Source organism: Vibrio sp. RM-69-4 (assembly GCF_024743775.1).
Lineage (GTDB): Bacteria > Pseudomonadota > Gammaproteobacteria > Enterobacterales > Vibrionaceae > Vibrio > Vibrio anguillarum.
Map to the genome: position 1 here is coordinate 63532 of NZ_JAMQXI010000007.1, position 23467 is coordinate 86998.

Annotated in this window: 20 protein-coding genes and 2 tRNA genes; 4 read left to right on the forward strand and 18 right to left on the reverse strand. The window is 44.7% G+C overall.

From position 1 onward, the window contains the following. Nucleotides 1–47: 47 nt before the first annotated feature. The 3 genes from NB504_RS00335 to NB504_RS00345 all read left to right on the forward strand — a co-directional run bounded on the left by NB504_RS00335 (nucleotide 48) and on the right by NB504_RS00345 (nucleotide 4106). The gene (locus NB504_RS00335; protein WP_026027438.1) at nucleotides 48–2096 is read left to right on the forward strand and encodes a bifunctional diguanylate cyclase/phosphodiesterase; all 2049 of its coding nucleotides are present in this window, start codon (nucleotides 48–50) and stop codon (nucleotides 2094–2096) included. A gap of 101 nt (nucleotides 2097–2197) precedes the next feature. Continuing rightward, on the forward strand, nucleotides 2198–3211 hold the full coding sequence (locus NB504_RS00340) for a peptidase U32 family protein (RefSeq protein ID WP_010318915.1): 1014 nt from the start codon (nucleotides 2198–2200) through the stop codon (nucleotides 3209–3211). A 16-nt stretch (nucleotides 3212–3227) separates the two neighbouring features. Beyond that, nucleotides 3228–4106 carry a U32 family peptidase gene (locus NB504_RS00345; protein ID WP_088720917.1) on the forward strand — a complete coding sequence of 293 codons (879 nt, stop codon included), beginning with the start codon at nucleotides 3228–3230 and terminating at the stop codon, nucleotides 4104–4106. Between the two features lie 37 nt (nucleotides 4107–4143). Here the strand turns inward: NB504_RS00345 and NB504_RS00350 are convergent, their stop codons facing one another. The 17 genes from NB504_RS00350 to rlmE form a co-directional block, all read right to left on the reverse strand. Next, nucleotides 4144–5484: an MATE family efflux transporter gene (locus NB504_RS00350; RefSeq protein WP_170899466.1), complete on the reverse strand. Its 1341-nt coding sequence runs from the start codon at nucleotides 5482–5484 to the stop codon at nucleotides 4144–4146. 40 nt (nucleotides 5485–5524) lie between these two features. Then, entirely contained in the window at nucleotides 5525–5935 is a 411-nt protein-coding gene (locus NB504_RS00355; protein ID WP_010318918.1) for a MarR family winged helix-turn-helix transcriptional regulator, read from the reverse strand. A gap of 119 nt (nucleotides 5936–6054) precedes the next feature. Then, nucleotides 6055–6975, reverse strand: coding sequence for a lipoprotein NlpI (gene nlpI / locus NB504_RS00360; RefSeq protein ID WP_170901130.1), 921 nt, complete (start codon nucleotides 6973–6975; stop codon nucleotides 6055–6057). A 152-nt stretch (nucleotides 6976–7127) separates the two neighbouring features. Continuing rightward, nucleotides 7128–9254, reverse strand: coding sequence for a polyribonucleotide nucleotidyltransferase (gene pnp, locus NB504_RS00365; protein WP_258428065.1), 2127 nt, complete (start codon nucleotides 9252–9254; stop codon nucleotides 7128–7130). 316 nt (nucleotides 9255–9570) lie between these two features. Further along, nucleotides 9571–9840, reverse strand: a complete 270-nt coding sequence (gene rpsO / locus NB504_RS00370) for a 30S ribosomal protein S15 (RefSeq protein WP_010318921.1) — start codon at nucleotides 9838–9840, stop codon at nucleotides 9571–9573. Between the two features lie 109 nt (nucleotides 9841–9949). Then, nucleotides 9950–10900: a tRNA pseudouridine(55) synthase TruB gene (gene truB, locus NB504_RS00375; RefSeq protein WP_258428066.1), complete on the reverse strand. Its 951-nt coding sequence runs from the start codon at nucleotides 10898–10900 to the stop codon at nucleotides 9950–9952. Continuing rightward, nucleotides 10901–11317, reverse strand: a complete 417-nt coding sequence (gene rbfA / locus NB504_RS00380) for a 30S ribosome-binding factor RbfA (protein WP_026028089.1) — start codon at nucleotides 11315–11317, stop codon at nucleotides 10901–10903. It abuts the gene before it with no gap. 105 nt (nucleotides 11318–11422) lie between these two features. Beyond that, nucleotides 11423–14137 (reverse strand): translation initiation factor IF-2, encoded by a 2715-nt coding sequence (gene infB, locus NB504_RS00385; RefSeq protein WP_017043248.1) that lies wholly within the window; start codon nucleotides 14135–14137, stop codon nucleotides 11423–11425. A gap of 24 nt (nucleotides 14138–14161) precedes the next feature. Next, nucleotides 14162–15649, reverse strand: a complete 1488-nt coding sequence (gene nusA / locus NB504_RS00390) for a transcription termination factor NusA (RefSeq protein WP_013857618.1) — start codon at nucleotides 15647–15649, stop codon at nucleotides 14162–14164. A 36-nt stretch (nucleotides 15650–15685) separates the two neighbouring features. After that, nucleotides 15686–16141: a ribosome maturation factor RimP gene (rimP, locus tag NB504_RS00395; protein WP_013857619.1), complete on the reverse strand. Its 456-nt coding sequence runs from the start codon at nucleotides 16139–16141 to the stop codon at nucleotides 15686–15688. 210 nt (nucleotides 16142–16351) lie between these two features. Continuing rightward, nucleotides 16352–16428, reverse strand: a tRNA-Met gene (locus NB504_RS00400). Between the two features lie 54 nt (nucleotides 16429–16482). After that, nucleotides 16483–16566: transfer RNA gene (locus NB504_RS00405), tRNA-Leu, on the reverse strand. Nucleotides 16567–16592: 26 nt separating this feature from the next. Next, complete coding sequence (gene secG, locus NB504_RS00410) at nucleotides 16593–16928, reverse strand: preprotein translocase subunit SecG (RefSeq protein ID WP_010318534.1); 336 nt, start codon at nucleotides 16926–16928, stop codon at nucleotides 16593–16595. 263 nt (nucleotides 16929–17191) lie between these two features. After that, entirely contained in the window at nucleotides 17192–18532 is a 1341-nt protein-coding gene (gene glmM / locus NB504_RS00415) for a phosphoglucosamine mutase (protein WP_088720912.1), read from the reverse strand. Between the two features lie 22 nt (nucleotides 18533–18554). Next, nucleotides 18555–19385: a dihydropteroate synthase gene (gene folP / locus NB504_RS00420; RefSeq protein ID WP_129532264.1), complete on the reverse strand. Its 831-nt coding sequence runs from the start codon at nucleotides 19383–19385 to the stop codon at nucleotides 18555–18557. 58 nt (nucleotides 19386–19443) lie between these two features. Then, nucleotides 19444–21393, reverse strand: a complete 1950-nt coding sequence (ftsH, locus tag NB504_RS00425; protein WP_017049783.1) for an ATP-dependent zinc metalloprotease FtsH — start codon at nucleotides 21391–21393, stop codon at nucleotides 19444–19446. A 98-nt stretch (nucleotides 21394–21491) separates the two neighbouring features. After that, complete coding sequence (gene rlmE / locus NB504_RS00430; RefSeq protein WP_047690104.1) at nucleotides 21492–22121, reverse strand: 23S rRNA (uridine(2552)-2'-O)-methyltransferase RlmE; 630 nt, start codon at nucleotides 22119–22121, stop codon at nucleotides 21492–21494. 119 nt (nucleotides 22122–22240) lie between these two features. On the opposite strand from rlmE, the gene yhbY reads away from it, so the two are divergent. Beyond that, nucleotides 22241–22537 carry a ribosome assembly RNA-binding protein YhbY gene (yhbY, locus tag NB504_RS00435; RefSeq protein WP_010318529.1) on the forward strand — a complete coding sequence of 99 codons (297 nt, stop codon included), beginning with the start codon at nucleotides 22241–22243 and terminating at the stop codon, nucleotides 22535–22537. 88 nt (nucleotides 22538–22625) lie between these two features. Here the strand turns inward: yhbY and greA are convergent, their stop codons facing one another. Continuing rightward, nucleotides 22626–23099 carry a transcription elongation factor GreA gene (greA, locus tag NB504_RS00440; protein ID WP_258428067.1) on the reverse strand — a complete coding sequence of 158 codons (474 nt, stop codon included), beginning with the start codon at nucleotides 23097–23099 and terminating at the stop codon, nucleotides 22626–22628. Nucleotides 23100–23467: the final 368 nt, after the last annotated feature.

Here is a 23467-nt window from a genome sequence, read left to right on the forward strand (position 1 = left end):
GTAACATCCTCATGAATATAAGTGCTCTGGAGAGTGGTAGTAGCTTGATGCCTTCGCAACATTTACAACATTGGTTTGCAAAAATCACGTCGAACAGTCCGTTCTTTTTTGCCATCTTGAACGACCAACATAACTATGTGATGGTCAATGAACGTTATTGTGATATTGCAGGGCTGAGCACAACCGAATTGGTTGGAATGAATGACTCACAAATTCTGGGTGAGCATTTCTACCGCCATCTCAAACCCTATTATGAACGGGCATTTCAAGGAGAAACGCTTGAGACCGAACTGACTCTTCACGAGATCGATTTAGAAACGAGTTTGCATTTCTCTTTATCACCTATCATGGGTGATAAAAAAGTCGAAAATATTGTGTTTCACGCCATCGACACCTCCGAAAAACAGATCCTCATTCGCTCATTAGAAGAGTCGGAAAATAAATTTTCAACCTTGACTAGCTTGCTTCCCGATGGATTGTTGCTGGTCGATGACGACTGCATTATCTCTGCTAACCCCGCATCGGCTCGTTTACTCGGTTTTGAAAATACCTCAGAGCTTCTTGGTGAAGAGTTATCGCGCTTGTTTGTCGATGAAAAAAGTAAAACCGTATTCAGTTCTCCACTTAGTTTATTACTCGCAGGGGCACCATTGGTCTGCCTCACTGGGCCAAAGTGTGGCTTTGAACGTAAAGTTCAACTGCACGCTGGAGCCACCGTCGTGCTGGGCAACAGCTCACAACTGATTTTGATTCAAGATGCAGAAGATGCACCTAAGCAGTTGTCTTCGACTATGCATGCCGATATCCACATTGACTCGCTGACTAACTTGTATAACCGTTTTGGTTTCACTAAACGTTTAGAACAGTTCATTCAAAATGAAACACCCCTTGTGATGCTCTATTTAGACATTGATAACTTCAAAAACATCAATGACTCTTTAGGCCATCATATTGGCGATAAAGTCATTAAAGAGGTCTCAGCACGGCTGAAACGTTTACTACCACAACAAGCGATTGTGGGCCACCTTGGCGGCGATGAATTTGGACTAATACTGCCTGATCCTGAAAATAGTCGCGCCGCTGAAATGTTGGCTGAACGCATCATTTCTTTGATTAACCAACCGTTTGATCTGCACCATTTCAGTAAACGCTTAGCCTGCTCCATAGGTAGTGTCGCCTACCCTGGTGACGGTAGCGATGCACGCGTATTGTTGCAAAATGCCGATACGGCGATGTATGAAGCCAAAGATCGTGGTAGAAACCGTCTGATTAAGTTCAACGATCAAATGAACAAAGAAGCGCGCATGCGCTTATGGCTTGAAATTGAACTGCAAAAAGCGCTGCAACAAAATGGCCTTGAAGTGTGGTATCAACCGAAAGTAAATGCTCGCGACTTCAGCATCAATGGTGCGGAAGCTTTGGTGCGCTGGAAACACCCTGTGGAAGGGTATATCAACCCGGGCGCTTTTATCCCTGTCGCGGAAAAAGCTGGGCTGATTGAACATTTAGGCCGAGTGGTGATGCGTGATGTCTTCTCGACCGTAAAACGCTGGAAGCTGCAAGGCATTTTACCAGGTCGCGTGGCGATCAATTTATCGCCAGAACAGTTTTGTAACCCGAAGTTGATTGATTATATGGAAAAACTGCTTCGCACCACGGAGCTTGATCCAAACTGCATCACATTTGAACTGACCGAAAGTGCCGTCATGAGCGACAGCGAACACACCTTGCAAATGTTGAACGCGATCAAAAAACTGGGCTTTTCTCTGTCCATTGACGACTTTGGTACGGGGTATTCCTCGCTCTCTTACCTCGCTCGCTTCCCGATTGATGAACTTAAAATTGACCGCGCTTTTATAACGGATATCGATACACTTCCTAAACAAATCACCGTCATTGAAAACATCATCAATTTAGGTAAATCACTCAACTTAACGGTCGTTGCCGAAGGTGTGGAAACCCAACAACAAGCCACGCTACTCTCTAATCTCAACTGTAACTCAATTCAAGGCTTCCATTTTTATCGGCCACAACCAAGGCAGGAAGTAGAAGAGTTATTCGTTCAAAATCGTCGTCATCGTTCTACTCCCAAATAAGTAAATCTCGTTTATTCGCCCCAAACCTGCCTTACATCAAATTTGCCATTCATAATGCTTCATAAAATACCACTACTTTCCCTTAGATATCGTACGGATCAATGGAACTTTTATGTCCTGCAGGTAACCTGCCTGCTCTAAAAACAGCGATCGATTGTGGTGCAGATGCGGTTTATATCGGCTTCAAAGATGATACCAATGCTCGCCACTTTGCTGGCCTTAATTTCGCAGGTAAGAAGTTAGATAAAGCGGTGCAATATGTTCATGATCACCATAAAAAAATTCATGTCGCGTTAAATACCTTCGCCCACCCTAATGGCTTCGAGCGTTGGACTCACGCCGTCGATAATGCCGCCAGTTTAGGCGTGGATGCGTTGATCATCGCCGATATCGCGGTATTGGATTATGCCGCTAACCGATATCCAGATCTGGAACTGCATCTTTCTGTACAAGCCTCCGCCACCAACGTCGCCGCTATCGAGTTTTATAAGCAGAATTTCAATATTAAGCGAGTGGTGTTACCGCGAGTGCTATCAATCCATCAAGTCAAACAGCTTTCACGTAATATGATGAGTGACGTCGAGCTTGAAGTATTTGCCTTTGGCAGCTTATGTATTATGTCTGAAGGGCGCTGTTATCTCTCTTCCTATATGACGGGAGAATCACCCAATACTGTCGGAGCCTGTTCGCCCGCGAAGTACGTCCGCTGGCAAGAAACGGACTCAGGTTTGGAATCTCGCTTAAACGAAATTTTGATTGATAAATACGCAGCCGGAGAAAATGCAGGCTACCCAACCTTGTGCAAAGGTCGTTTTGAAGCGCAGATCGATGGGCAACCTAAACGCTACCACGCACTGGAAGAACCAACCAGTTTAAATACGTTATCACTATTACCAGAACTGTTTGCAGCCAACGTTGCTTCCGTCAAAATTGAAGGTCGCCAACGTAGCCCTGCATATGTGGAGCAAGTGACTAAAACCTGGCGAGCGGCGATTGATCGCTACCAAGCAAATCCACAAGCCTACCAAGTAGAAACGGCTTGGAATACCGCCTTAGCCAACGTTTCTGAAGGCACGCAAACGACACTCGGCGCGTACCATCGCCAATGGCAATAAGAGAATGGAGAAGAGAATGAAATATGCGCTGGGTCCTTTACTCTATTTCTGGCCCAAACAAGAGGTAGAAAGTTTTTATCAACAGGCAATCAATAGCCCTGCTGATGTGATCTATTTGGGTGAATCGGTCTGCTCCAAGCGACGTGAGATAAAACCACAACACTGGTTTGAGATCGCCAAAGCGCTTTCACAAGCGGGTAAACAGGTTGTGATCTCAACCATGGCGCTACTGGAAGCGCCGAGCGAAATCAATGTGATGAAAAAGTATATTGAGAATGGCGATTTTGCGATTGAAGCAAATGACGTTTCGGCGATTCAACTCGCCAGTGAAAAACGCCTTCCTTTTGTGGTTGGGCCCGCCGTGAATGCTTACAACGCGCGCACACTGCAACTGTTCCTAAAGCAAGGGATGATCCGTTGGTGCATGCCTGTTGAACTCTCCCGTGATTGGCTAATCAATGTATTGCAACAATGTGATGAGCTTGGTATCAAAAACCAGTTTGAAGTAGAAGTTTTTAGCCACGGATACCTGCCACTGGCTTACTCCGCACGCTGCTTTACCGCACGGGCCGAAAACCGTGCGAAGGATGAATGTGAGACTTGCTGTATCAAGTATCCAACCGGAATTCAGGTTCACAGCCAAGAAGGCCAAGCGGTATTTAACCTCAACGGTATCCAAACCCAGTCGGGCTATTGCTATAACCTTGCTAATGATTTACCAAGTATGGCGGGATTGGTCGATGTCGTTCGTTTAAGCCCACTTGGTTTTGAGACATTCGAACATCTGTCGCAGTTCAAGGCCAATGAAAAAGGAGAGCATCCCTCCCCTTTAACCAATCACCAGTGTAACGGCTATTGGCACCAATTACCGGGCCTAGCGATTCAACAAAGCTGAGCGTAGCCTCCCCCTAGAGACAAGGGGGAGGCTCTTGTTAAGCGAACACGGTTTGCTTCGCGTTATCACAAGGTAGTGCACGCAAATCTCGCCACAACATCAAACCCACCACCAAACTTAACGCAATATTGGAAATGGGGAAGGCAATCCACACACCAGTCACGCCATATAACTTAGGTAACAAATACAAGAACGGTAGTTGGATCGCCATATTACCAATGGTGACAAACATCGCCTTACTGCCGCGATTAGTCGCTTGATAAAAGGCGGCGGCGACAACTAAAAATCCATCCAAAAACAGCGCGAACATATGCAGTTTTAAGCCCAGTACAGCGCTTGCCATCAATTGCGGGTCAGTTGAATTGAAGACCGCCACAACCTGAGTGGAAAACAAGTTCAGCAGCACCACAAAACCCAGCCCGCCAAGCACGGCAATGCTCATTGCAATTTTGAGCAGTTTTCTAATATGAAGATAGTTTTTGGCACCATAATTGAAGCTAACTAACGGCTGCATACCATTCGCGATGCCCTCTGCCGTTAAGTAATAAACCGTGACGATATAGCCTAATATCGCGTATGCCCCAACAAGTACCGCGCTGCCATAGTGAGCAAATAGGCTGTTGTGCACCGCCACCATCATCGAACCATAGGCATACATAAAAAAGCTTGAAGTACCAATAACAACAATTTGCGGTAATAAAGACCATTGCACTCGCATCACCGAAAGTGACAGCCGCAGCTTGGCACGTTTCGAAAAGAAATAGCCTATGCCTAATACCGTCACACTTAATTGTGCGAGTGCCGTTGCGATGGCGGCACCAGTAAGTTCCCAATGTAAAACGGCAATAAACAGATAATCGAAGAGAATATTGATTATCGCACCACTCACCATCAGCAATGTGGCTAAATTAGGGCTGTCGTCGTTTCGTAACAAGAAAGGCATCGCAATAGAGCCAAGCGTAAAGACACAAGCGATCACTAATACTTGCAAATATTGCAAGCCAAGTTGGTAGACTCGTCCTTCAACGCCTTGCCACGCAATGAAATCGTCCGCAAGAAACCATAGAATTGTCGCCACCACGGGAGCTAGCATCAAAAGCAACAATAGGCCGGTAGCAAGCACTTGCTTAGCTGCAGCTATGTTCCCTTCACCTTGCTTTATCGAAGCCAGAGCACCGGTTCCAACGCCCACCAACATGCCAAGCCCTAAAATAAAGCCAATAATAGGCCACGCAACGTTAATGCCCGCCAATCCCTCAGCACCAACATAATGACCAATAAAAATACCATCCACCACTTGATACAAGCCATTGACTAACATAGCTGCCACGGTCGGAATGGTATAGCGCCAAAATTGGCGGTAAATTGAATTTTTCATAACAGACACCATAGTTAGCAAAGCTAACTATATAAGTAAATTAAAGTAATACTTTGGATAACAACATATTAAAACACAGTGCTTCTTCTTCCGAGAGATGCTTAGTCACTTGCTCTGCGACAACAGCGTACACTTTCGCTTCATCCGCTAAATGCTCACGCGCAGTATCGGTGAGAGAAACTCGGTAAGAACGCGCATCATCTTGGCATTGTGCCGTCTGAACCAACCCTTTATTTTTAAGCCTTTTAACCATATTTGATACCGATGGTTTACTCACTTCCATCTCATTGGCTAAATCAGTTAAGCGCAGTGGCAAAGAAGAGCTTTGAATCACTTTAAGGTAATCATATTCATTAAAGCTCAATTGTGAAATGGGATCAGCTTTGCTATACCGACGCCAGATTTTGGCACTAAAACGCTCTAATTTTTCTAAGTTAGCTTCTAGTTTCACTGCTTTTCAAATTAAAATGGTTATCAAGGCTAACTATTTTATGGATCTTTAGATCGTTAAGCAACAAAAAAGCCGCTGAAAAAGTCAGCGGCTTTAAGGAAAAGGATATAATAAGGTACTTATTGCTGAGACTCTGGCTGCTCAGCTTTCGCCTTAGCTAAATAGTCGGCTCTTACTTGCTGGAAAATTTTCCCTAATTCAAGATAAGCGTATCGATGCTCAACATATTCGTAGACGTTAAATGACAACGCAAGCTTGTACAAGGCGATCGCGTGCGCGTAATTTCCCTCTTGTTGGTAACGCTTAGCGAGATAAAAATAGACCTCAGTTAAACGCTGTGCTTGTATCGCATTACCGCTGCCTTCTTCTAAGATCATCTTAAAAGCTTGCTCTTCCGATATCTCCTTAAGCGTTAACGCAACCAAGAGCCATCCCCATTGATCATCTCGAACTTGATAGCGATTGAAGAGATCCACACGTGCCTGCAAAGGCTCGCTTTCACTTTGAATAATATATAGCCACAATGCACGAAAGGGATCGCTAGGGTCATGTTGATAATGTGCACGAATCTCTTCCAGCGCAAGTTCTGTACGGTCGCCGTAATAAAGTGCGATGGCTCTGTTACGCTCAGCGTAAAAATTGTCAGGTTCAAGTTCTAATGTCGAATCAAATGCCTCATAAGCGGCATCAAACTCTGCAACTTGCGTGTAATACACGCCTAATAAATTAAAGATATCAGGCTGCGCCGGGTTAAGAGCGAGTGACTGCTCAAAATCTAAACGTGCTAAAGTGCGTAGCCCAACACTGTCGTAGTTGTTACCACGCTCATAAAACATTTTGGCCCGCACATCATCAGGCAGATCAGTACGTTGTAGCAGTTGCGTCAAACGCGCTATCTGAACTTGTTGCTGTAATGAAGACTGCAATGGCACTGCCATCGGAGGGTATACCCATTGACTTTGATTGTCATTTTGAGTTGACGCGCAGCCCGACATTATCAGTATCAAAGCACTCAATGCGGCCGTTGGAAACCATTTCACAAATAAAACTCCTGTGTACCCCAAAGCCCAAGATAAGTGGGTGTATCGCATTAATCTAGGCATGAAAAAGGGAGCGAATAACGCTCCCTTTATATCATGCTTTATGTTGAAAAGGCGACTAAAGCGCCGTGCTTCTCAAGCTTAAAGTGGCCTTATTCAGCCGTTGGTGCTGCAACAACTTCTTCAGCTGGTTTCTCTACCGCTTCTTTCATGCTTAGACGAACACGGCCTTGGCGGTCGATTTCAAGTACTTTAACTTGAACTTCTTGGCCTTCTTTCAAGTAATCAGAGACTTTCTCGATGCGTTGATCCGCGATTTGAGAAATGTGTACCAGACCATCTTTACCAGGAAGAATGTTAACGAACGCGCCAAAATCAGCCAGACGAGCGACCTTACCAGTATAGATAGCGCCGACTTCAACTTCAGCCGTGATCTCTTCAATGCGACGAATCGCTTCTTTAGCTTGAGCGCTATCGGTTGCCGCAATCTTGATTGTACCGTCATCTTCGATTTCGATGGTTGTGCCCGTCTCTTCAGTTAGAGCACGGATCACAGCACCACCTTTACCGATCACGTCTTTGATTTTCTCAGAGCTGATCTTCATGGTGTAAATGCGTGGTGCAAATTCAGAAATCTCAGCACGAGCACCAGAGATCGCTTGATCCATCACAGAAAGGATATGCTTACGTGCACCTTGTGCTTGGTTTAGCGCAATTTGCATGATCTCTTTGGTGATACCTTCGATCTTAATGTCCATTTGCAGTGCAGTGATACCTTGGTTAGTACCCGCTACTTTAAAGTCCATGTCACCTAGGTGATCTTCATCACCAAGAATGTCAGAAAGAACAACGAAATCATCGCCTTCTTTAACAAGACCCATTGCAATACCTGCAACTGAAGACTTGATTGGTACACCTGCATCCATCAGAGCAAGAGAAGTACCACATACCGAAGCCATTGAAGATGAACCGTTAGATTCTGTGATTTCTGATACGACACGAACTGTGTATGGGAACTCTTCCACTGAAGGCATAACGGCAGCGATACCACGCTTAGCCAGTTTACCGTGGCCGATTTCACGACGCTTAGGAGAGCCTACAAAACCAGTTTCGCCCACACAGTATGGAGGGAAGTTGTAGTGTAGTAGGAAGTTATCTTTACGCTCACCTGTTAGCTCATCGATGATTTGAGCATCACGCTGAGTACCAAGAGTAGCGGTTACGATTGCCTGAGTTTCACCACGAGTAAATAGTGCAGAACCGTGAGTACGAGGAAGAATACCAGTGCGTACGTCTAGCGCACGAACCATGTCTTTTTCACGACCGTCAATACGTGGGTTGCCAGCAATAATGCTACGACGTACAACCGTCTTCTCTAGATCGTGGAAGATAGTGTGGATTTCTTTCACATTTGCTTCAGGATCTTCAGCAAGAATTACTTTGTTTACTTCAGCAGCAATTTCATGAATACGGTCGTAACGAGCCATTTTTTCAGTGATTTTGTAAGCTTCAACAAGCTTAGCTTCTGCTAGTTCAGCGATCTTACTGTTAAGTACTGTGTTCTCTTGAGGAGCAACCCAATCCCAAGCTGGAGTGGCAACTTCAGCAGCAAATTCATTGATCGCTTTAATCACAGCTTGTTGTTGGTCGTGGCCGTAAACAACCGCTGCTAGCATTTCTTCTTCAGTTAGGTTATCCGCTTCTGATTCAACCATCAGTACCGCGTTGTCTGTACCTGCAACCACAAGATCAAGACGAGATACTGCAAGCTCAGTCATGCTTGGGTTAAGCACTAATTGACCATCAATGTGACCCACGCGCGCCGCGCCAATAGGACCATTGAATGGAATACCAGAGATAGCAAGTGCTGCTGAAGTACCAATCATAGTTACGATGTCAGGTTGAACGTCTGGGTTTACAGACATCACTGTCGCGATGACTTGAACTTCATTTTTAAATGCATTAGGGAAAAGAGGACGAATTGGGCGGTCAATCAAACGCGCAGTCAAAGTTTCGCCTTCTGATGGACGACCTTCACGCTTGAAGAAGCCACCTGGAATTTTACCCGCTGCGTAAGTACGCTCTTGGTAGTTAACAGTAAGAGGGAAGAAGTCTTGACCTTCTACTGCTTCTTTTTTACCAACAACAGAAACGAATACCGCGGTATCGTTCATAGTGACCATAACAGCCGATGTAGCTTGGCGTGCGATAACGCCGGTTTCTAGAGTGACGGTATGATTACCGTATTGGAATGATTTCACTACTGGTTTATCAAACATTGTTTATCCTTGCTCTAGAGTTGCCTCTAGATTGAATGAAATAACACTCAAGACATTACGAATCGCGACTAGTAAAAATAGGCTCTATATCACGGGAAACAAAGCGTTGGGCTTGCCGCTCCCACTGGTATCTGAACGCTACTTTTAATAGCCGCGACCTGCTGGCCGACTTCGGTGACTGTAATGCTATGAGTATGAAGCGTTAAAGTACATACAACACACTTTAGCGGCGGGTAGTATAGCGACTTAGGAGAGATTGTGCCAAATTTAGATAACAAAAAAGGGGCTAAAAGCCCCTTTTCTGAACAAACTGATCTTAGCGACGTAGCTCAAGACGTTTGATTAGGTCTTGGTAACGACCTAAATCTTTACCTTTTAGGTAGTCTAGAAGCTTACGACGACTTGAAACCATACGTAGTAGACCACGACGGCTGTGGTGATCGCCTTTGTGAGTTTTGAAGTGACCTTGTAGGTGGTTGATAGAAGCAGTTAGTAGTGCTACTTGTACTTCTGGTGAACCAGTGTCGCCTTCGCCACGTGCGTATTCAGCAACGATTGCCGCTTTAGTTTCTGCATTCAGAGACATAATGCTCTCCTAATAAGAGTAAGTTTAAAGGTGTAGCAGCCAATCTCTGATTCAGCCGCTACGCGAAGCCGGGATTATAGGGAAATCCCCAACGTTAAGCAATAGCTATTTAAAGCGACTCTCCGTCTCTAAAAACGACCAATCGCTTAGGCGCAACACGACCATCTTGGTCAATTTCACCCACACCGATAAAGAGTTTCTCTTCACCCATGGTCATGCGCACTGTGCCATCAAGTGGCACACCCAACACTTGCACTGGTTGGCCATGTTGTACCATGTCTGCCAACTCAGGAATGAGGTTAACTTCCGGCAAATCTTGCACCGCACTGTCCATTGGCATCAATAACGAGTCCAACACATTTTTCGGTGCGACATCATCACGCAGCGCCTGTTGCAGCAATGCATCAAGTTGCTCTAAAGTCACCATCTTCTCATATGGGTACTTCGCGACCGCAGTACGACGCAGCATGGTCACATGTGCGCCACAACCAAGCATTTCACCTAAGTCATCCACGATAGTACGGATATACGTGCCTTTCGAACAGTGCACATCCATTTCAACTTCATCACCTTCGAAACGGATCAATTCAATATCATAGACAGTGATTTTTCGAGATTCGCGAGGAATATCAATGCCTTCACGAGCGTATTCATATAGAGGACGGCCTTGATACTTCAGTGCAGAAAACATTGACGGAATTTGGTCGGTTTCACCACGAAAACGCTCGATGCACTCTCGCAGGGTATTTAATTGCACATTGACTGGACGTGTTTCCACTACCTCTCCGTCTGAATCAGAGGTATTGGTTCGCTCACCCAGTTTTGCAATGACTCGATAACGCTTATCTGAATCAAGTAAAAACTGAGAGAATTTTGTCGCTTCACCAAGGCAAATAGGCAACATTCCTGTTGCCAAAGGATCGAGCGCGCCAGTGTGTCCGGCTTTTTCTGCAAAATAAATACGTTTTACTTTTTGTAAGGCATCATTCGAGGAGATACCCGTTGGCTTATCCAGTAAAATTACCCCGTTAATTGGGCGACCTTTACGACGACGAGCCATCTATTCATTCCCTTCTTCTGCAGACGCTTCATCTTCACGCCCTGCATCTTTCTGTCTGCGCTTATCATTGCTGACCACTTCAGTCACCAAGTTGGACATGCGCATACCTTCAACCAAAGTATTGTCATAAGTGAAGCGAATTTCTGGTGTCAAACGTAAGCGAATACGTTTGCCAAGCATCATGCGGATATGAACTTCATGCTCTTTTAACGCAGCTAAGCAGCTTTCTGGGGTCTGCTCACCAACGCATAGAAACGTCACAAACACTTTTGCATAAGCAAGGTCACGTGACACTTCGACTTCTGAAATAGTCACCATACCTAAGCGTGAGTCGCGGACTTCACGTTGTATGATCATAGCGAGTTCTTTTTGCAGCTGTTGGGATACGCGCTGCGTGCGGCTAAATTCTTTTGACATATCTTTTCTCACATATAGAAAGAATGGGGGGATGGTTCAACCCAGCCCCCCATGGTGTATTCAACAACCGATTACTGTCTATTTCAATACAGCAACGTCAGTCAATTAATCCAGTGTACGTTTAATTTCCACTGTTTCGAAGACTTCGATTTGGTCACCAACGCGAACATCATTGTAGTTCTTAACGCCGATACCACATTCGTAGCCATTCTTCACTTCTTGTACGTCATCTTTAAAGCGACGTAGTGACTCAAGTTCACCTTCGTAGATAACCACGTTATCACGTAGAACACGGATAGGGCTATTACGTTTGATAACGCCTTCAGTCACCATACAACCAGCAACTGCGCCTAGTTTAGGTGATTTGAATACTTCACGAACCTGAGCAAGACCAATGATCTCTTGCTTAAACTCTGGTGCTAGCATGCCGCTCATGGCCGCTTTTACTTCATCAATCAATTGATAAATGATTGAGTAGTAACGTAGGTCTAAGTTTTCAGATTCGATAGTACGACGAGCTGATGCATCAGCACGAACGTTAAAGCCAAGTACGATAGCGTTAGAAGCTGCTGCAAGTACTGCGTCAGTTTCTGTGATACCACCCACACCAGAACCCACGATGTTCACTTTCACTTCATCAGTTGAAAGGTTACGCAGTGAATCAGCAATGGCTTCAACCGAACCTTGAACGTCTGCTTTTAGTACCACGTTCAGTTCAGCCACTTCGCCCGCTGTCATGTTAGAGAACATGTTTTCGAGCTTAGATTTCTGCTGACGTGCAAGCTTCACATCACGGAATTTGCCTTGACGATAATTTGCCACTTCACGTGCTTTACGCTCATCACGTACCACTGTTGCTTCATCACCGGCAGCTGGAACACCAGACAAACCTAGAATTTCAACAGGAATTGATGGGCCCGCTTCCGTAACTTCGTTACCCGTTTCGTCGCGCATCGCACGAACACGGCCATATTCTTGACCACACAGTACGATGTCGCCTTTGCGTAGTGTTCCTGATTGAACAAGAACGGTTGCTACAGGGCCACGGCCTTTATCAAGACGAGATTCAACCACCACACCAGACGCCATACCATCTTTAACAGCATGAAGCTCAAGAACTTCAGCTTGAAGTAGGATAGCTTCTAGTAGGCCATCAATATTAGTTCCCTGTTTCGCAGAGATGTGAACAAACATGTTCTCACCGCCCCACTCTTCAGGAATGATGTTGTGTTGAGCAAGCTCATTTTTCACGCCATCTGGGTTCGCACCATCTTTATCGATTTTGTTTACTGCAACGATAAGTGGCACATTCGCCGCTTTCGCATGTTGAATCGCTTCAACCGTTTGTGGCATTACGCCATCATCTGCTGCAACAACCAATACAACGATATCTGTCGCTTGAGCACCACGAGCACGCATTGAAGTAAACGCAGCGTGTCCAGGAGTATCAAGGAAGGTGATCATACCGTTTGGTGTTTCAACGTGGTAAGCACCAATGTGCTGAGTAATACCACCGGCCTCGCCTGATGCGACGTGTGTGCGACGGATGTAATCAAGTGTTGATGTCTTACCGTGGTCAACGTGACCCATGATTGTCACAACTGGCGCACGAGGTACTGCTTCAAACTTGTTATCACGGTCAGAAAGGATCGCTTCTTCCAGTTCATTCTCTTTGCGGATGAGAACTTTATGACCCATTTCTTCAGCGACTAATTGCGCGGTTTCTTGGTCGATCACTTGGTTGATGGTTGCCATTGCGCCCATCTTCATCATCACTTTGATAACTTCAGTTGCTTTCACTGACATTTTGTTTGCCAGTTCAGAAAGAACAATCGTTTCACCGATCACAACATCTTGCTTAGCGACAACCGCTGTTTTATCAAAACCATGTTGCATCGATGCAGGTTTAGCCATACGACCTTTACGAGCTTTGCCTCGGCGCGTACCGCGCTCTTGCTTATCATCCTGAGATGAGATTTTGCTCTTATTAGCTTTCGTAGATTTACGGCTAGCACCTTCTTCACGGCGATCTGCTTCATCTTCGGCTTCACGTGCATACGTTGAAGTCGTAACATGGTAATCTGTATTTTCTTCCATACTACCCTTTTTCTCTTCTTCAGCAGACCAACGCTCTTTATTCTTCTCAGCCAATTCACGTGCTATTTCTAGCTGGCGCTGACTTTCCTCTTCAGCTTTACGTAATGCTTCGGCTTCTTGACGACGTTTAAGCTCTTCGGCTTCTTTTCGCGCTGCTTCTTGCTTCATTTTATTTTCAGCAGAAAGTTCTGGTTTCACTGCAGAACGTTTTGCTTTCTCATCCGCGTTAGCTGTTGCATTCGTTTGTGCTTCAACCTTCGCTTTCTCTTGTGCCTCACGCTTCGCTTTTTCTTCGGCTTCACGCTTTGCTTTTTCTTCGGCTTCGCGCTCTGCTTTTGCTTGTGCTTCACGCGCTGCTAATTCTTGTGCTTCACGTTGCGCGGCTTCTTCCGCTTCACGTGTTGCTTCATCGTCTACTGCACTGCGCTTAACGTAGGTACGTTTTTTACGCACTTCAACTTGAACATTCTTACTTTTGCCGCCGCCGGCATTGACGCTCAATGTGCTGCGTGTTTTTCGCTGCAACGTCAAACGAGTCGGCTCTGAGTCACCAGTGGTATCACCGTGCTCTTTTCTAAGATGTGACAGTAGCTTATGCTTTTCATCATCAGAAACGTTATCAGAACTCGTTTTGTTCATGCCTGCATCAGCAAGTTGTTCTAACAAGCGGTCAACTGGCGTACCAATTTCTTCACTCAGTGCTTTAACTGTAAGTTGTGTCATGCCGCTCTCTCCTCTTGCTGAGAATTATTCTTCTTCGCTAAACCAACAAATATTGCGCGCTGCCATGATCAATTGACCTGCACGCTCTTCTGTTAGACCTTCAATATTTTCGAGGTCATCAATACCTTGGTCAGCAAGATCTTCTAATGTGACTATGCCTTTCGCTGCGAGTTTAAAGGCCATTTCACGCTCTAAACCTTCTAGTGCGAGCAGATCTTCTGCTGGCTCTAGCCCTTCAAAAGACTCTTCTTGTGCTAGCGCAATCGTGGTCAACGCATTCTTCGCGCGAGTACGCAATGCTTCGATGATATCTTCATCTAGGCCGTCAACTTCAAGTAGCTCAGCAACTGGCACATAAGCCACTTCTTCAAGCGTTGAGAAGCCTTCTTCAACCAATAACTCAGCGAAGTCTTGCTCGATATCGAGGTACTTCATGAAGTTTTCAATAGAAGCCATCGATTCTTCTTGATGTTTTTTCTGTAGATCAGCAACCGTCATAACATTCAATTCCCAACCAGTCAGTTGAGAAGCGAGACGTACGTTTTGACCATTACGACCGATTGCTTGCGCTAGGTTATCCGCTTCAACAGCAATATCAATTGAGTGCGTATCTTCATCCATGATGATCGATGCAACATCTGCTGGTGCCATTGCATTGATAACAAATTGAGCTGGGTTATCATCCCAAAGAACGATATCAATGCGCTCACCGCCGAGCTCACTCGATACGGCTTGAACACGTGCTCCACGCATACCGACACACGCGCCCACAGGGTCAATGCGTTTGTCATTGGTTTTGACTGCAATTTTCGCACGCGAACCCGGATCACGAGCCGCGGCTTTCAATTCAATCAGCTCTTCACCGATTTCTGGCACTTCTACACGGAATAGCTCAGCGAGCATTTCTGGTTTTGAACGAGTAATGAAGAGTTGGAATCCGCGCGCTTCAGGGCGTACAGCATATAGCAGGCCACGAACTCGGTCACCTGGACGAAAGTTTTCACGCGGTAGCTGGTCATCACGTAAAATAACCGCTTCAGCGTTATTACCTAAATCCAGAATAACCGAATCACGGTTTACTTTCTTAACAACGCCAGTAACCAACTCACCTTCGTTATCAATAAACTGTTCGACGATTTGCGCACGTTCAGCTTCACGCACTTTTTGTACGATAACTTGTTTTGCTGTTTGTGTTGTAATACGGTCAAAGGTCACTGATTCAATTTGATCTTCAATATATTGACCAAGTTCAGCTGTTTCGTCGTCGTATTTAGCTGCATCGTATGAAATTTCTTTTGTTGGATGTTCAACATTTTCAACGATTAACCAACGGCGAAAAGTTTCAAACTCACCCGTTTTACGGTCGATAGCAACACGTACATCGACTTCAATTTCATGTTTCTTCTTTGTTGATGTGGCAAGCGCAGTTTCAAGCGCCTCAAAAATACGCTCACGAGGTACGGCCTTCTCGTTCGAAACCGCCTCAACTACCGCTAAAATTTCTTTACTCATTTAATCTAGCCTCTTAAGCTCTTTTCTCTAGGAGAACTAAAATTTAGGGATCAGGTTAGCTTTAGAAATATTGCTTAGCGCAAATAGTTCTTCTTTCCCATCAACGCTAATTGCAACGGTTTCGCCATCAATAGAATGGATAATTCCTTTCCATTTGCGACGGTTGCCGACACCCATTTTCAAAACGATGCTGACTTCGTGACCAATAAACTGTTCATAATGCGCTGCTTTAAAAAGTGGTCTCTCTAAACCTGGTGAAGAAACTTCTAGGTTGTAAGCCACAGAAATTGGATCTTCAACATCGAGCACAGCACTCACTTGATGGCTCACTTCTGCGCAATCATCAACGTTAATACCGTTTTCATGATCAATATAGATGCGTAATGTTGAGTGCTCTCCGGCACGAATAAATTCTAATCCAACTAACTCATAACCTGATGCCGCTACTGGAGCGTCAAGCATTTCAGTAAGTTGTCTTTCTAAACCAGTCATTTAAACCACTCCAGAAACAAAAAAAGGGCACAGAGCCCAATTTAAATTCCAAGCAACTATCTGAAAATCTCATACTTGAGAAACTCAGATAACAAAAAACCCCGATTAGTCGGGGTTTTTTGTTGCTGGACCCTGATGATTGAGAATCTAAATTCTCAATTGCAGTGAGGTTGACACTGCACAAACTTGCATCCAAAACCCAAAAAGAATTGGTTGCGGGGGCCGGATTTGAACCGACGACCTTCGGGTTATGAGCCCGACGAGCTACCAAGCTGCTCCACCCCGCGTCCGACTTGCGAGCATTATACGCTCTATCAAGTGATTTACAAGTTTGTAAATAATGGTGCCGAGAGAGGGACTCGAACCCTCACACCTAAGGCGCTAGCACCTCATGCTAGTGTGTCTACCAATTTCACCATCTCGGCAATTATTTGTACTTATCTAAGATAAGTTATTGCGGGATTTCGTCACCAGATTTTACTGGAACGTCACTCGCTGTATCCGTAGTTTGCTCAATCACTTGACCTTTAGTTGGGTCAATCCATTGTGATTCAGTTTTATGCGTAGACAAATTGCCCAATGCCAAACTAAGAATGAAGAATACGGTTGCAAAAATTGCAGTCATTCGGGTTAGGAAATTTCCTGAGCCACTAGCACCAAACACAGTGTTTGACGCGCCAGCACCGAAAGAGGCTCCCATATCTGCGCCTTTACCTTGTTGAATTAACACTAGGCCAATGATACCAAGCGCTGCCAACAGGTAAATCACAAGTAGAACTGTAAACATTACTTCCACCTATGTTCCAAATAGTTGAGCCAGCGCCGTTCTTATCAACTGACTTGAACAAGGCTAGCGACCTCCTCAACGAAGGCGGACGCAATACTAACGAATGCATTCCATGCTGACAAGGAGTATTTTATAAAAAAATGGAGTTTATGCTTCAAGCGGTTAAAAAAAGGGCAACAACACCCTATGTGTATAGCTAACCATAAGATTTCAAGCCGAATTACGGTCATGAAATCCTAGGTTAACTCATATTATTTGCCTGGTTAGCAATTATCTTTAACCGCTTGCGCTATCTTTAATGCTGAATTTTTTACTAGCTCAGCATCTTCCCCTTCCACCATCACGCGCAATAAAGGTTCAGTACCTGATTTACGCAAGAGCACTCGACCTTGGTTACCAAGTTCCGCTTCTACGGCAGCTACAGCCGCTTTTACCGCTTCGGCTTCTAATGGGTTGGAATCACCACTAAAACGTACGTTTTCTAAAACCTGCGGGTAAAGCGTCATGCCTTTAGCCAGTTCATTGAGCGACATTTCACTGCCCACAACGGAAGCAAGAACTTGCAACGCCGCAACAATCGCATCACCCGTAGTCACTTTGTCTAGCAGTATGATGTGCCCTGAATTTTCTGCGCCAATTTTCCAACCTTTTGCCAGCAATTTTTCCATCACATAACGGTCACCAACCGCCGCTCGCACAAAAGGGATACCTAACTGCTTTAAGCCGTTTTCCATACCAAGGTTTGTCATTAGCGTTCCAACAACACCACCTTTTAATTCTCCACGTCTCAGGGCATCACGGGCGATGATATAGGCAATTTGATCTCCATCCACTTTATTGCCAAGCTCATCAACCATAATTAAGCGATCGCCATCACCATCAAATGCCAGCCCTAAATCTGCTTTTTCTGCCACAACGCGCTGTTGCAACGCACGGACATCCGTTGCTCCAACTTCGTCATTAATATTCAGACCATCTGGCTCAACCCCCATTGCTATCACTTCAGCGCCAAGTTCCTTAAAGACATTAGGCGCGATGTGATAGGTGGCACCATGAGCACAGTCAACGACGATTTTCAGCTTTGATAAATTCCATTGCGATGGAAAGGTACTTTTACAAAACTCGATATACCGCCCTGCGGCGTCGACCATACGTGAAGCCTTACCAAGTTCGGCAGACTCGACACACTCAATCGGTTTATCCAATTCAGCTTCGATCTCCAATTCAATTTCATCAGGTAATTTAGTCCCTTCGGATGAGAAGAATTTGATGCCGTTATCGTAATAAGGGTTATGCGACGCTGAGATCACGATCCCCGCTTCTGCACGAAAGGTTTGAGTCAGGTAAGCAACAGCTGGCGTCGGCATAGGTCCGGTAAAAATCGCCTTTAATCCTGCAGCGGCTAAGCCCGCTTCTAGAGCCGACTCAAGCATATAACCTGAAATACGCGTATCTTTACCAATAATGACTTTTTTCGTGCCTTGTTTTGCCAATACACGTCCAGCCGCCCAGCCAAGTTTTAATACGAAATCGGGAGTGATAGGATACTGTCCAACTTTACCGCGGACACCATCTGTACCAAAGTAACGTCTTTTGTCAGACATGATTTTTCCTTAATTATTATTGTTAACTATTTTGAATAATGGTTTGTACTATTTTCATTGCTTCAATGGTTTCGTTCACATCATGGACACGAATAATGTGTGCACCTTTCATTGCCGCTACAGCCGCACAGGTAACGCTCGCCACCATACATTCAGCTGGTTTTTTATTGAGTAGTTTAAAAATCATTGACTTACGGGACATCCCAGCCAATATCGGCAAACCTAGTTGATGAAATGCGTCTAGATGTGCAAGCAGATAATAATTATGCTCAATGGTTTTGCCAAATCCAAAACCGGGGTCGAGGATAATATTTGCACGCGCGATCCCCACGCGCTCACACGCTGCGACTCGATCTTCTAGAAAGAGCTTAACATCAGCTAACACATCTTGATAATGTGGGCTAGTTTGCATCGTTCGTGGCTGGCCTTGCATATGCATGATACAGACAGGCACTTGTGCTTTAGCCGCAGCCTCTAATGCCCCCGGCTCTTGCAGTGCACGAACATCATTAATCAAATCAGCACCAGCCTCAACCGCCTGACGCATCACTTCAGCTTTACTGGTGTCAATTGAAATCCAGACGTCATATTTTGCACGAATAGCTTTAATAATAGGAATAACACGAGATAATTCGTCATCGAGAGTCACTTCTGGAGCACCCGGCCGAGTTGACTCCCCTCCAATATCAATAATGCTGACACCTGCGGCAATCATTTTATCGGCATGCTCTAGTGCCAAATCTAGCGCGTTAAATTTTCCACCATCGGAAAATGAATCCGGTGTCATGTTCAAGATACCCATGACATGAGGACGATCGAGGATAAGTGTCTTTGTTGGGGTTTGAATCTTCATTTTGCTCTAAAACACAAAAACCCCGAGAAAGCTCGGGGTTTAATTTGAATATTAACGATTACTCAGCATCTTTCTTTTCTGAGGACTCAGTGGCTACTTCGTCTTCTGCTGCTGGCTCTACTTTTGGCTCTTGAGCTTTTTCCGCTTCCGCTTTTTCTGCTTGAGCTTTGGCTTGATCAGCCCAACCTGCAGGTTCGCGAATCTCGGTTTTACGCTCCATTAAGTCATCAATTTGGCCTGCATCAATCGTTTCGTATTTCATCAACGCATCTTTCATTGCATGCATAATATCCATATTTTCTTCAAGGATTTTACGCGCACGATCATAGTTGCGGTCAATAATTTTACGAACTTCGTCATCAATCAACTTAGCAGTATCTTCAGACACATGCTTAGTTTGAGTCACGCTGCGCCCTAAGAAGACTTCACCTTCATCTTCTGCATACAACAATGGGCCAAGTTTTTCCGAAAAGCCCCATTGCGTAACCATTTTACGAGCAATGGCTGTCGCACGTTCGATATCGTTTGATGCACCAGTTGAAACGTTCTCTGGGCCGTAAATTAACTCTTCCGCTAAACGACCGCCATACAAGCTTGAAATCATAGACTCAAGATGCAGCTTCGACATGCTAACTCTGTCTTGTTCAGGCAAGTACATCGTCACACCTAAAGCTCGACCACGTGGAATAATCGATACTTTATAAACAGGATCATGTTCAGGTACCAAACGACCAACAATGGCGTGTCCTGCTTCATGATAAGCTGTTGATGCTTTAGTTTCTTCAGACATCACCATCGAACGACGTTCAGCACCCATCATGATTTTGTCTTTTGCTAACTCAAACTCAACCATTGAAACATTGCGTTTGTTACCGCGAGCAGAGAATAACGCCGCCTCGTTCACTAAGTTCGCCAAATCGGCACCAGAGAAACCCGGTGTTCCGCGAGCAATCAATGAAGGTTCAACATCACCAGCTAAAGGTACTTTGCGCATATGAACTTTCAAGATCTGTTCACGACCGCGAACATCAGGTAAACCGACCACCACTTGGCGGTCAAAACGCCCCGGACGCAGCAATGCTGGGTCTAAAACGTCTGGACGGTTAGTTGCCGCAATGACGATAACGCCTTCATTGCCTTCAAAACCATCCATTTCAACCAACATTTGGTTTAAAGTCTGCTCACGCTCATCGTGACCGCCGCCGACACCAGCACCACGTTGACGACCTACCGCATCAATCTCATCAATAAAGATGATACAAGGTGAAGCCTTTTTCGCTTGCTCGAACATGTCACGTACACGAGATGCACCGACACCAACAAACATTTCAACGAAATCAGAACCAGATATAGTGAAGAACGGTACTTTCGCCTCACCAGCAATTGCTTTTGCCAGTAATGTTTTACCTGTACCAGGAGGACCAACCATCAAAACACCCGTTGGAATTTTCCCACCCAGTTTTTGGAAGCGACTCGGATCACGCAAGTAATCCACAAGCTCTTTCACATCTTCTTTCGCTTCGTCACAACCAGCCACATCACCGAACGTGGTTTTGATTTGCTCTTCACTCATCATTCGAGCTTTGCTCTTACCAAATGACATGGCACCTTTGCCACCGCCACCTTGCATTTGACGCATGAAGAATATCCAAACACCGATCAGTAGGATCATGGGGAACCAAGAGATAAAAATGGTCCCGAGCAAACTTTGCTCTTCTGGTGGTGTACCTTGTACTTTAACGTTTTGATTAATCAAATCATCAAGCAGTTTTTGATCGTACACGGGCATGTAAGTTACATAGCGAGTACCACCGCCTCTACGAGTAAAGGAAATTTCACTATTGTTAAATTGAGCTTCTTGAATCTGGCCTTGGCCAACTTCCTGTACGAACGTGGTGTAATCCACTGCTTTGCCGTTACTATCACCAGGGCCAAAGCTCTGGAATACCGACATTAAAACGACAGCTATAACTAGCCACAGAATTAAATTTTTTGCCATATCACTCAAGGTGTAAGCCTCGCGATAACTAATTGTAATTAAAGGTAGGGTACTACAGTTTGTAACCTGTAGCCATATGTTAACTTATGCCTTGTACAGCAAAAACGTTAACCTTTGTAACCAGTGGCTACAACAAAGACTTCTCTTGAGCGAGCTCGCGAAGAGTCTGGTTTTCTTATTTTCACGACTTTAAACAGGTTTCGAACTTCTTTGACATAATCATCAAAGCCTTCTCCCTGAAAAACCTTGACCACAAAACTACCATTTGGAGTAAGAACTTGTCGACACATATCTAGAGCTAGTTCAACCAAATACATTGCCCTTGGCTGATCAACCGAATTATTTCCGGCGATGTTAGGTGCCATGTCTGACATCACCACATCAACCATATCAGGCTGTATACGATCTAATAGTGCGTCCAGCACGGCCTCTTCACGAAAATCGCCTTGTAAGAAAGCAACGCCAACAATAGGATCCATCGGCAAAATATCACACGCGATCACTCGGCCTTTATCACCGACGATACCCGCTGAATATTGAGACCACCCGCCGGGAGCCGCCCCTAAATCCACAACAGTCATTCCTGGCCTAAGCAGTTTATCTTTATTTTGAATCTCTTCTATTTTGAAAATAGCACGCGAACGATAACCTCTCTTTTTGGCTTCATTCACGTATTTATCATCAAAATGTTCTTTCAACCAGCGACTAGAGCTGGCCGAATGCTTCTGTTTACTCATTCGATTCCTAACTGAAATGTTTCCATCCAAGAAAGTATGGTAGAAAATATAGTCTTCAGGGATAGATGGCGTTAAAATAGCTTTTTTCAACCCTTATATTAAATAAAATTGGCCGCATAATGAACCTAAGCACCAAACAAAAGCAGCACCTTAAAGGCCTAGCACACAGTTTGAAACCTGTTGTACTGATGGGCGCGAATGGACTCACTGAGGCTGTTCTAGCGGAAATCGAGATTGCCCTCAACCACCACGAACTGATCAAAGTGAAAGTAGCATCCGAAGATCGCGAAACTAAGCAGTTGATTATCGATGCTATCGTGCGTGAGACTGGCGCAGAAAAAGTACAAACCATTGGTAAGATTCTCGTACTATTTCGTCAAACCGAGCAACGTAAAATCGAGATCCCTCGTAAGTAATCAGTCGCGTTATCGACGCTCTGACTCTGATGGATACAGACAAAAAAAGGTCGCACACTGCGACCTTTTTGATTGTTGTTGAAATGAATTAGAGGTATTCAACTTTATCGATTTCGAAATCTTTATCACCACCAGGAGTGGAGATAATCACCTCATCACCTTCCATTTTACCGATCAAACCGCGGGCAATCGGTGAGCTGACAGAAATGCGCCCAGATTTAATCTCAGCTTCATCTTCACCCACAATCTGGTAGCGTTTCACTTCATCAGTATCACTGTCAATCAATGTCACTGTTGAACCAAAAATCACTTTGCCTGTATTTTCCATTTTAGTGATATCGATCACCTGAGCAACAGATAGCTTATATTCAATATCACGAATTTGAGCCTCACAAATACCTTGCTCTTCTCGAGCAGCGTGATATTCCGCATTTTCTTTTAGGTCGCCAAGTTCACGTGCGGTTGCAATAGCTTGGGTAATTTGTGGACGTAATTTTAGCAGCCTATCTAACTCTTCGCGCAGCAATTGTTCACCACGAACTGTCATTGGAACTTTTTCCATTTTATACCTCTAATGCCAAAATTCGTATTTGGGCAAAACAAAACTACCCAACACAACAAAGGTTAGGTAGTACATGGATTAACATAGTTGCTAATCAGTGTAATCAAACTTCGTGACTAAATCATCTTAAATCACACGTGATCCCTGTCAGGTTTCTGTGAATGAGTTTGGGGGAAAGTGATAAAAAACAGACACAAAGCTCATTTTCACGAATGTTTTTGCACAAAAAACCGACCCACTTCACTAAAAAAAAATAAAAAACAAACTATTCAGACCAGTTGATAAACACCAATAAACCAAATAAAAAACAAAGACTTGATATTTATTTACACAAAATAAAACGGTGTTCATAAACCTGTTTTATATCA

Excerpts from the sequence above, each read along its gene's own strand:
- NB504_RS00335 (WP_026027438.1), top strand. The coding sequence starts at position 48 with ATGCCTTCGCAACATTTACAACATTGGTTTGCAAAAATCACGTCGAAC.
- NB504_RS00340 (WP_010318915.1), top strand. The coding sequence starts at position 2,198 with ATGGAACTTTTATGTCCTGCAGGTAACCTGCCTGCTCTAAAAACAGCG.
- NB504_RS00345 (WP_088720917.1), top strand. The coding sequence starts at position 3,228 with ATGAAATATGCGCTGGGTCCTTTACTCTATTTCTGGCCCAAACAAGAG.
- NB504_RS00350 (WP_170899466.1), bottom strand. The coding sequence starts at position 5,484 with ATGAAAAATTCAATTTACCGCCAATTTTGGCGCTATACCATTCCGACC.
- pnp (WP_258428065.1), bottom strand. The coding sequence starts at position 9,254 with ATGTTTGATAAACCAGTAGTGAAATCATTCCAATACGGTAATCATACC.
- rpsO (WP_010318921.1), bottom strand. The coding sequence starts at position 9,840 with ATGTCTCTGAATGCAGAAACTAAAGCGGCAATCGTTGCTGAATACGCA.
- truB (WP_258428066.1), bottom strand. The coding sequence starts at position 10,900 with ATGGCTCGTCGTCGTAAAGGTCGCCCAATTAACGGGGTAATTTTACTG.
- rbfA (WP_026028089.1), bottom strand. The coding sequence starts at position 11,317 with ATGTCAAAAGAATTTAGCCGCACGCAGCGCGTATCCCAACAGCTGCAA.
- infB (WP_017043248.1), bottom strand. The coding sequence starts at position 14,137 with ATGACACAACTTACAGTTAAAGCACTGAGTGAAGAAATTGGTACGCCA.
- nusA (WP_013857618.1), bottom strand. The coding sequence starts at position 15,649 with ATGAGTAAAGAAATTTTAGCGGTAGTTGAGGCGGTTTCGAACGAGAAG.
- rimP (WP_013857619.1), bottom strand. The coding sequence starts at position 16,141 with ATGACTGGTTTAGAAAGACAACTTACTGAAATGCTTGACGCTCCAGTA.
- secG (WP_010318534.1), bottom strand. The coding sequence starts at position 16,928 with ATGTTTACAGTTCTACTTGTGATTTACCTGTTGGCAGCGCTTGGTATC.
- glmM (WP_088720912.1), bottom strand. The coding sequence starts at position 18,532 with ATGTCTGACAAAAGACGTTACTTTGGTACAGATGGTGTCCGCGGTAAA.
- folP (WP_129532264.1), bottom strand. The coding sequence starts at position 19,385 with ATGAAGATTCAAACCCCAACAAAGACACTTATCCTCGATCGTCCTCAT.
- rlmE (WP_047690104.1), bottom strand. The coding sequence starts at position 22,121 with ATGAGTAAACAGAAGCATTCGGCCAGCTCTAGTCGCTGGTTGAAAGAA.
- yhbY (WP_010318529.1), top strand. The coding sequence starts at position 22,241 with ATGAACCTAAGCACCAAACAAAAGCAGCACCTTAAAGGCCTAGCACAC.
- greA (WP_258428067.1), bottom strand. The coding sequence starts at position 23,099 with ATGGAAAAAGTTCCAATGACAGTTCGTGGTGAACAATTGCTGCGCGAA.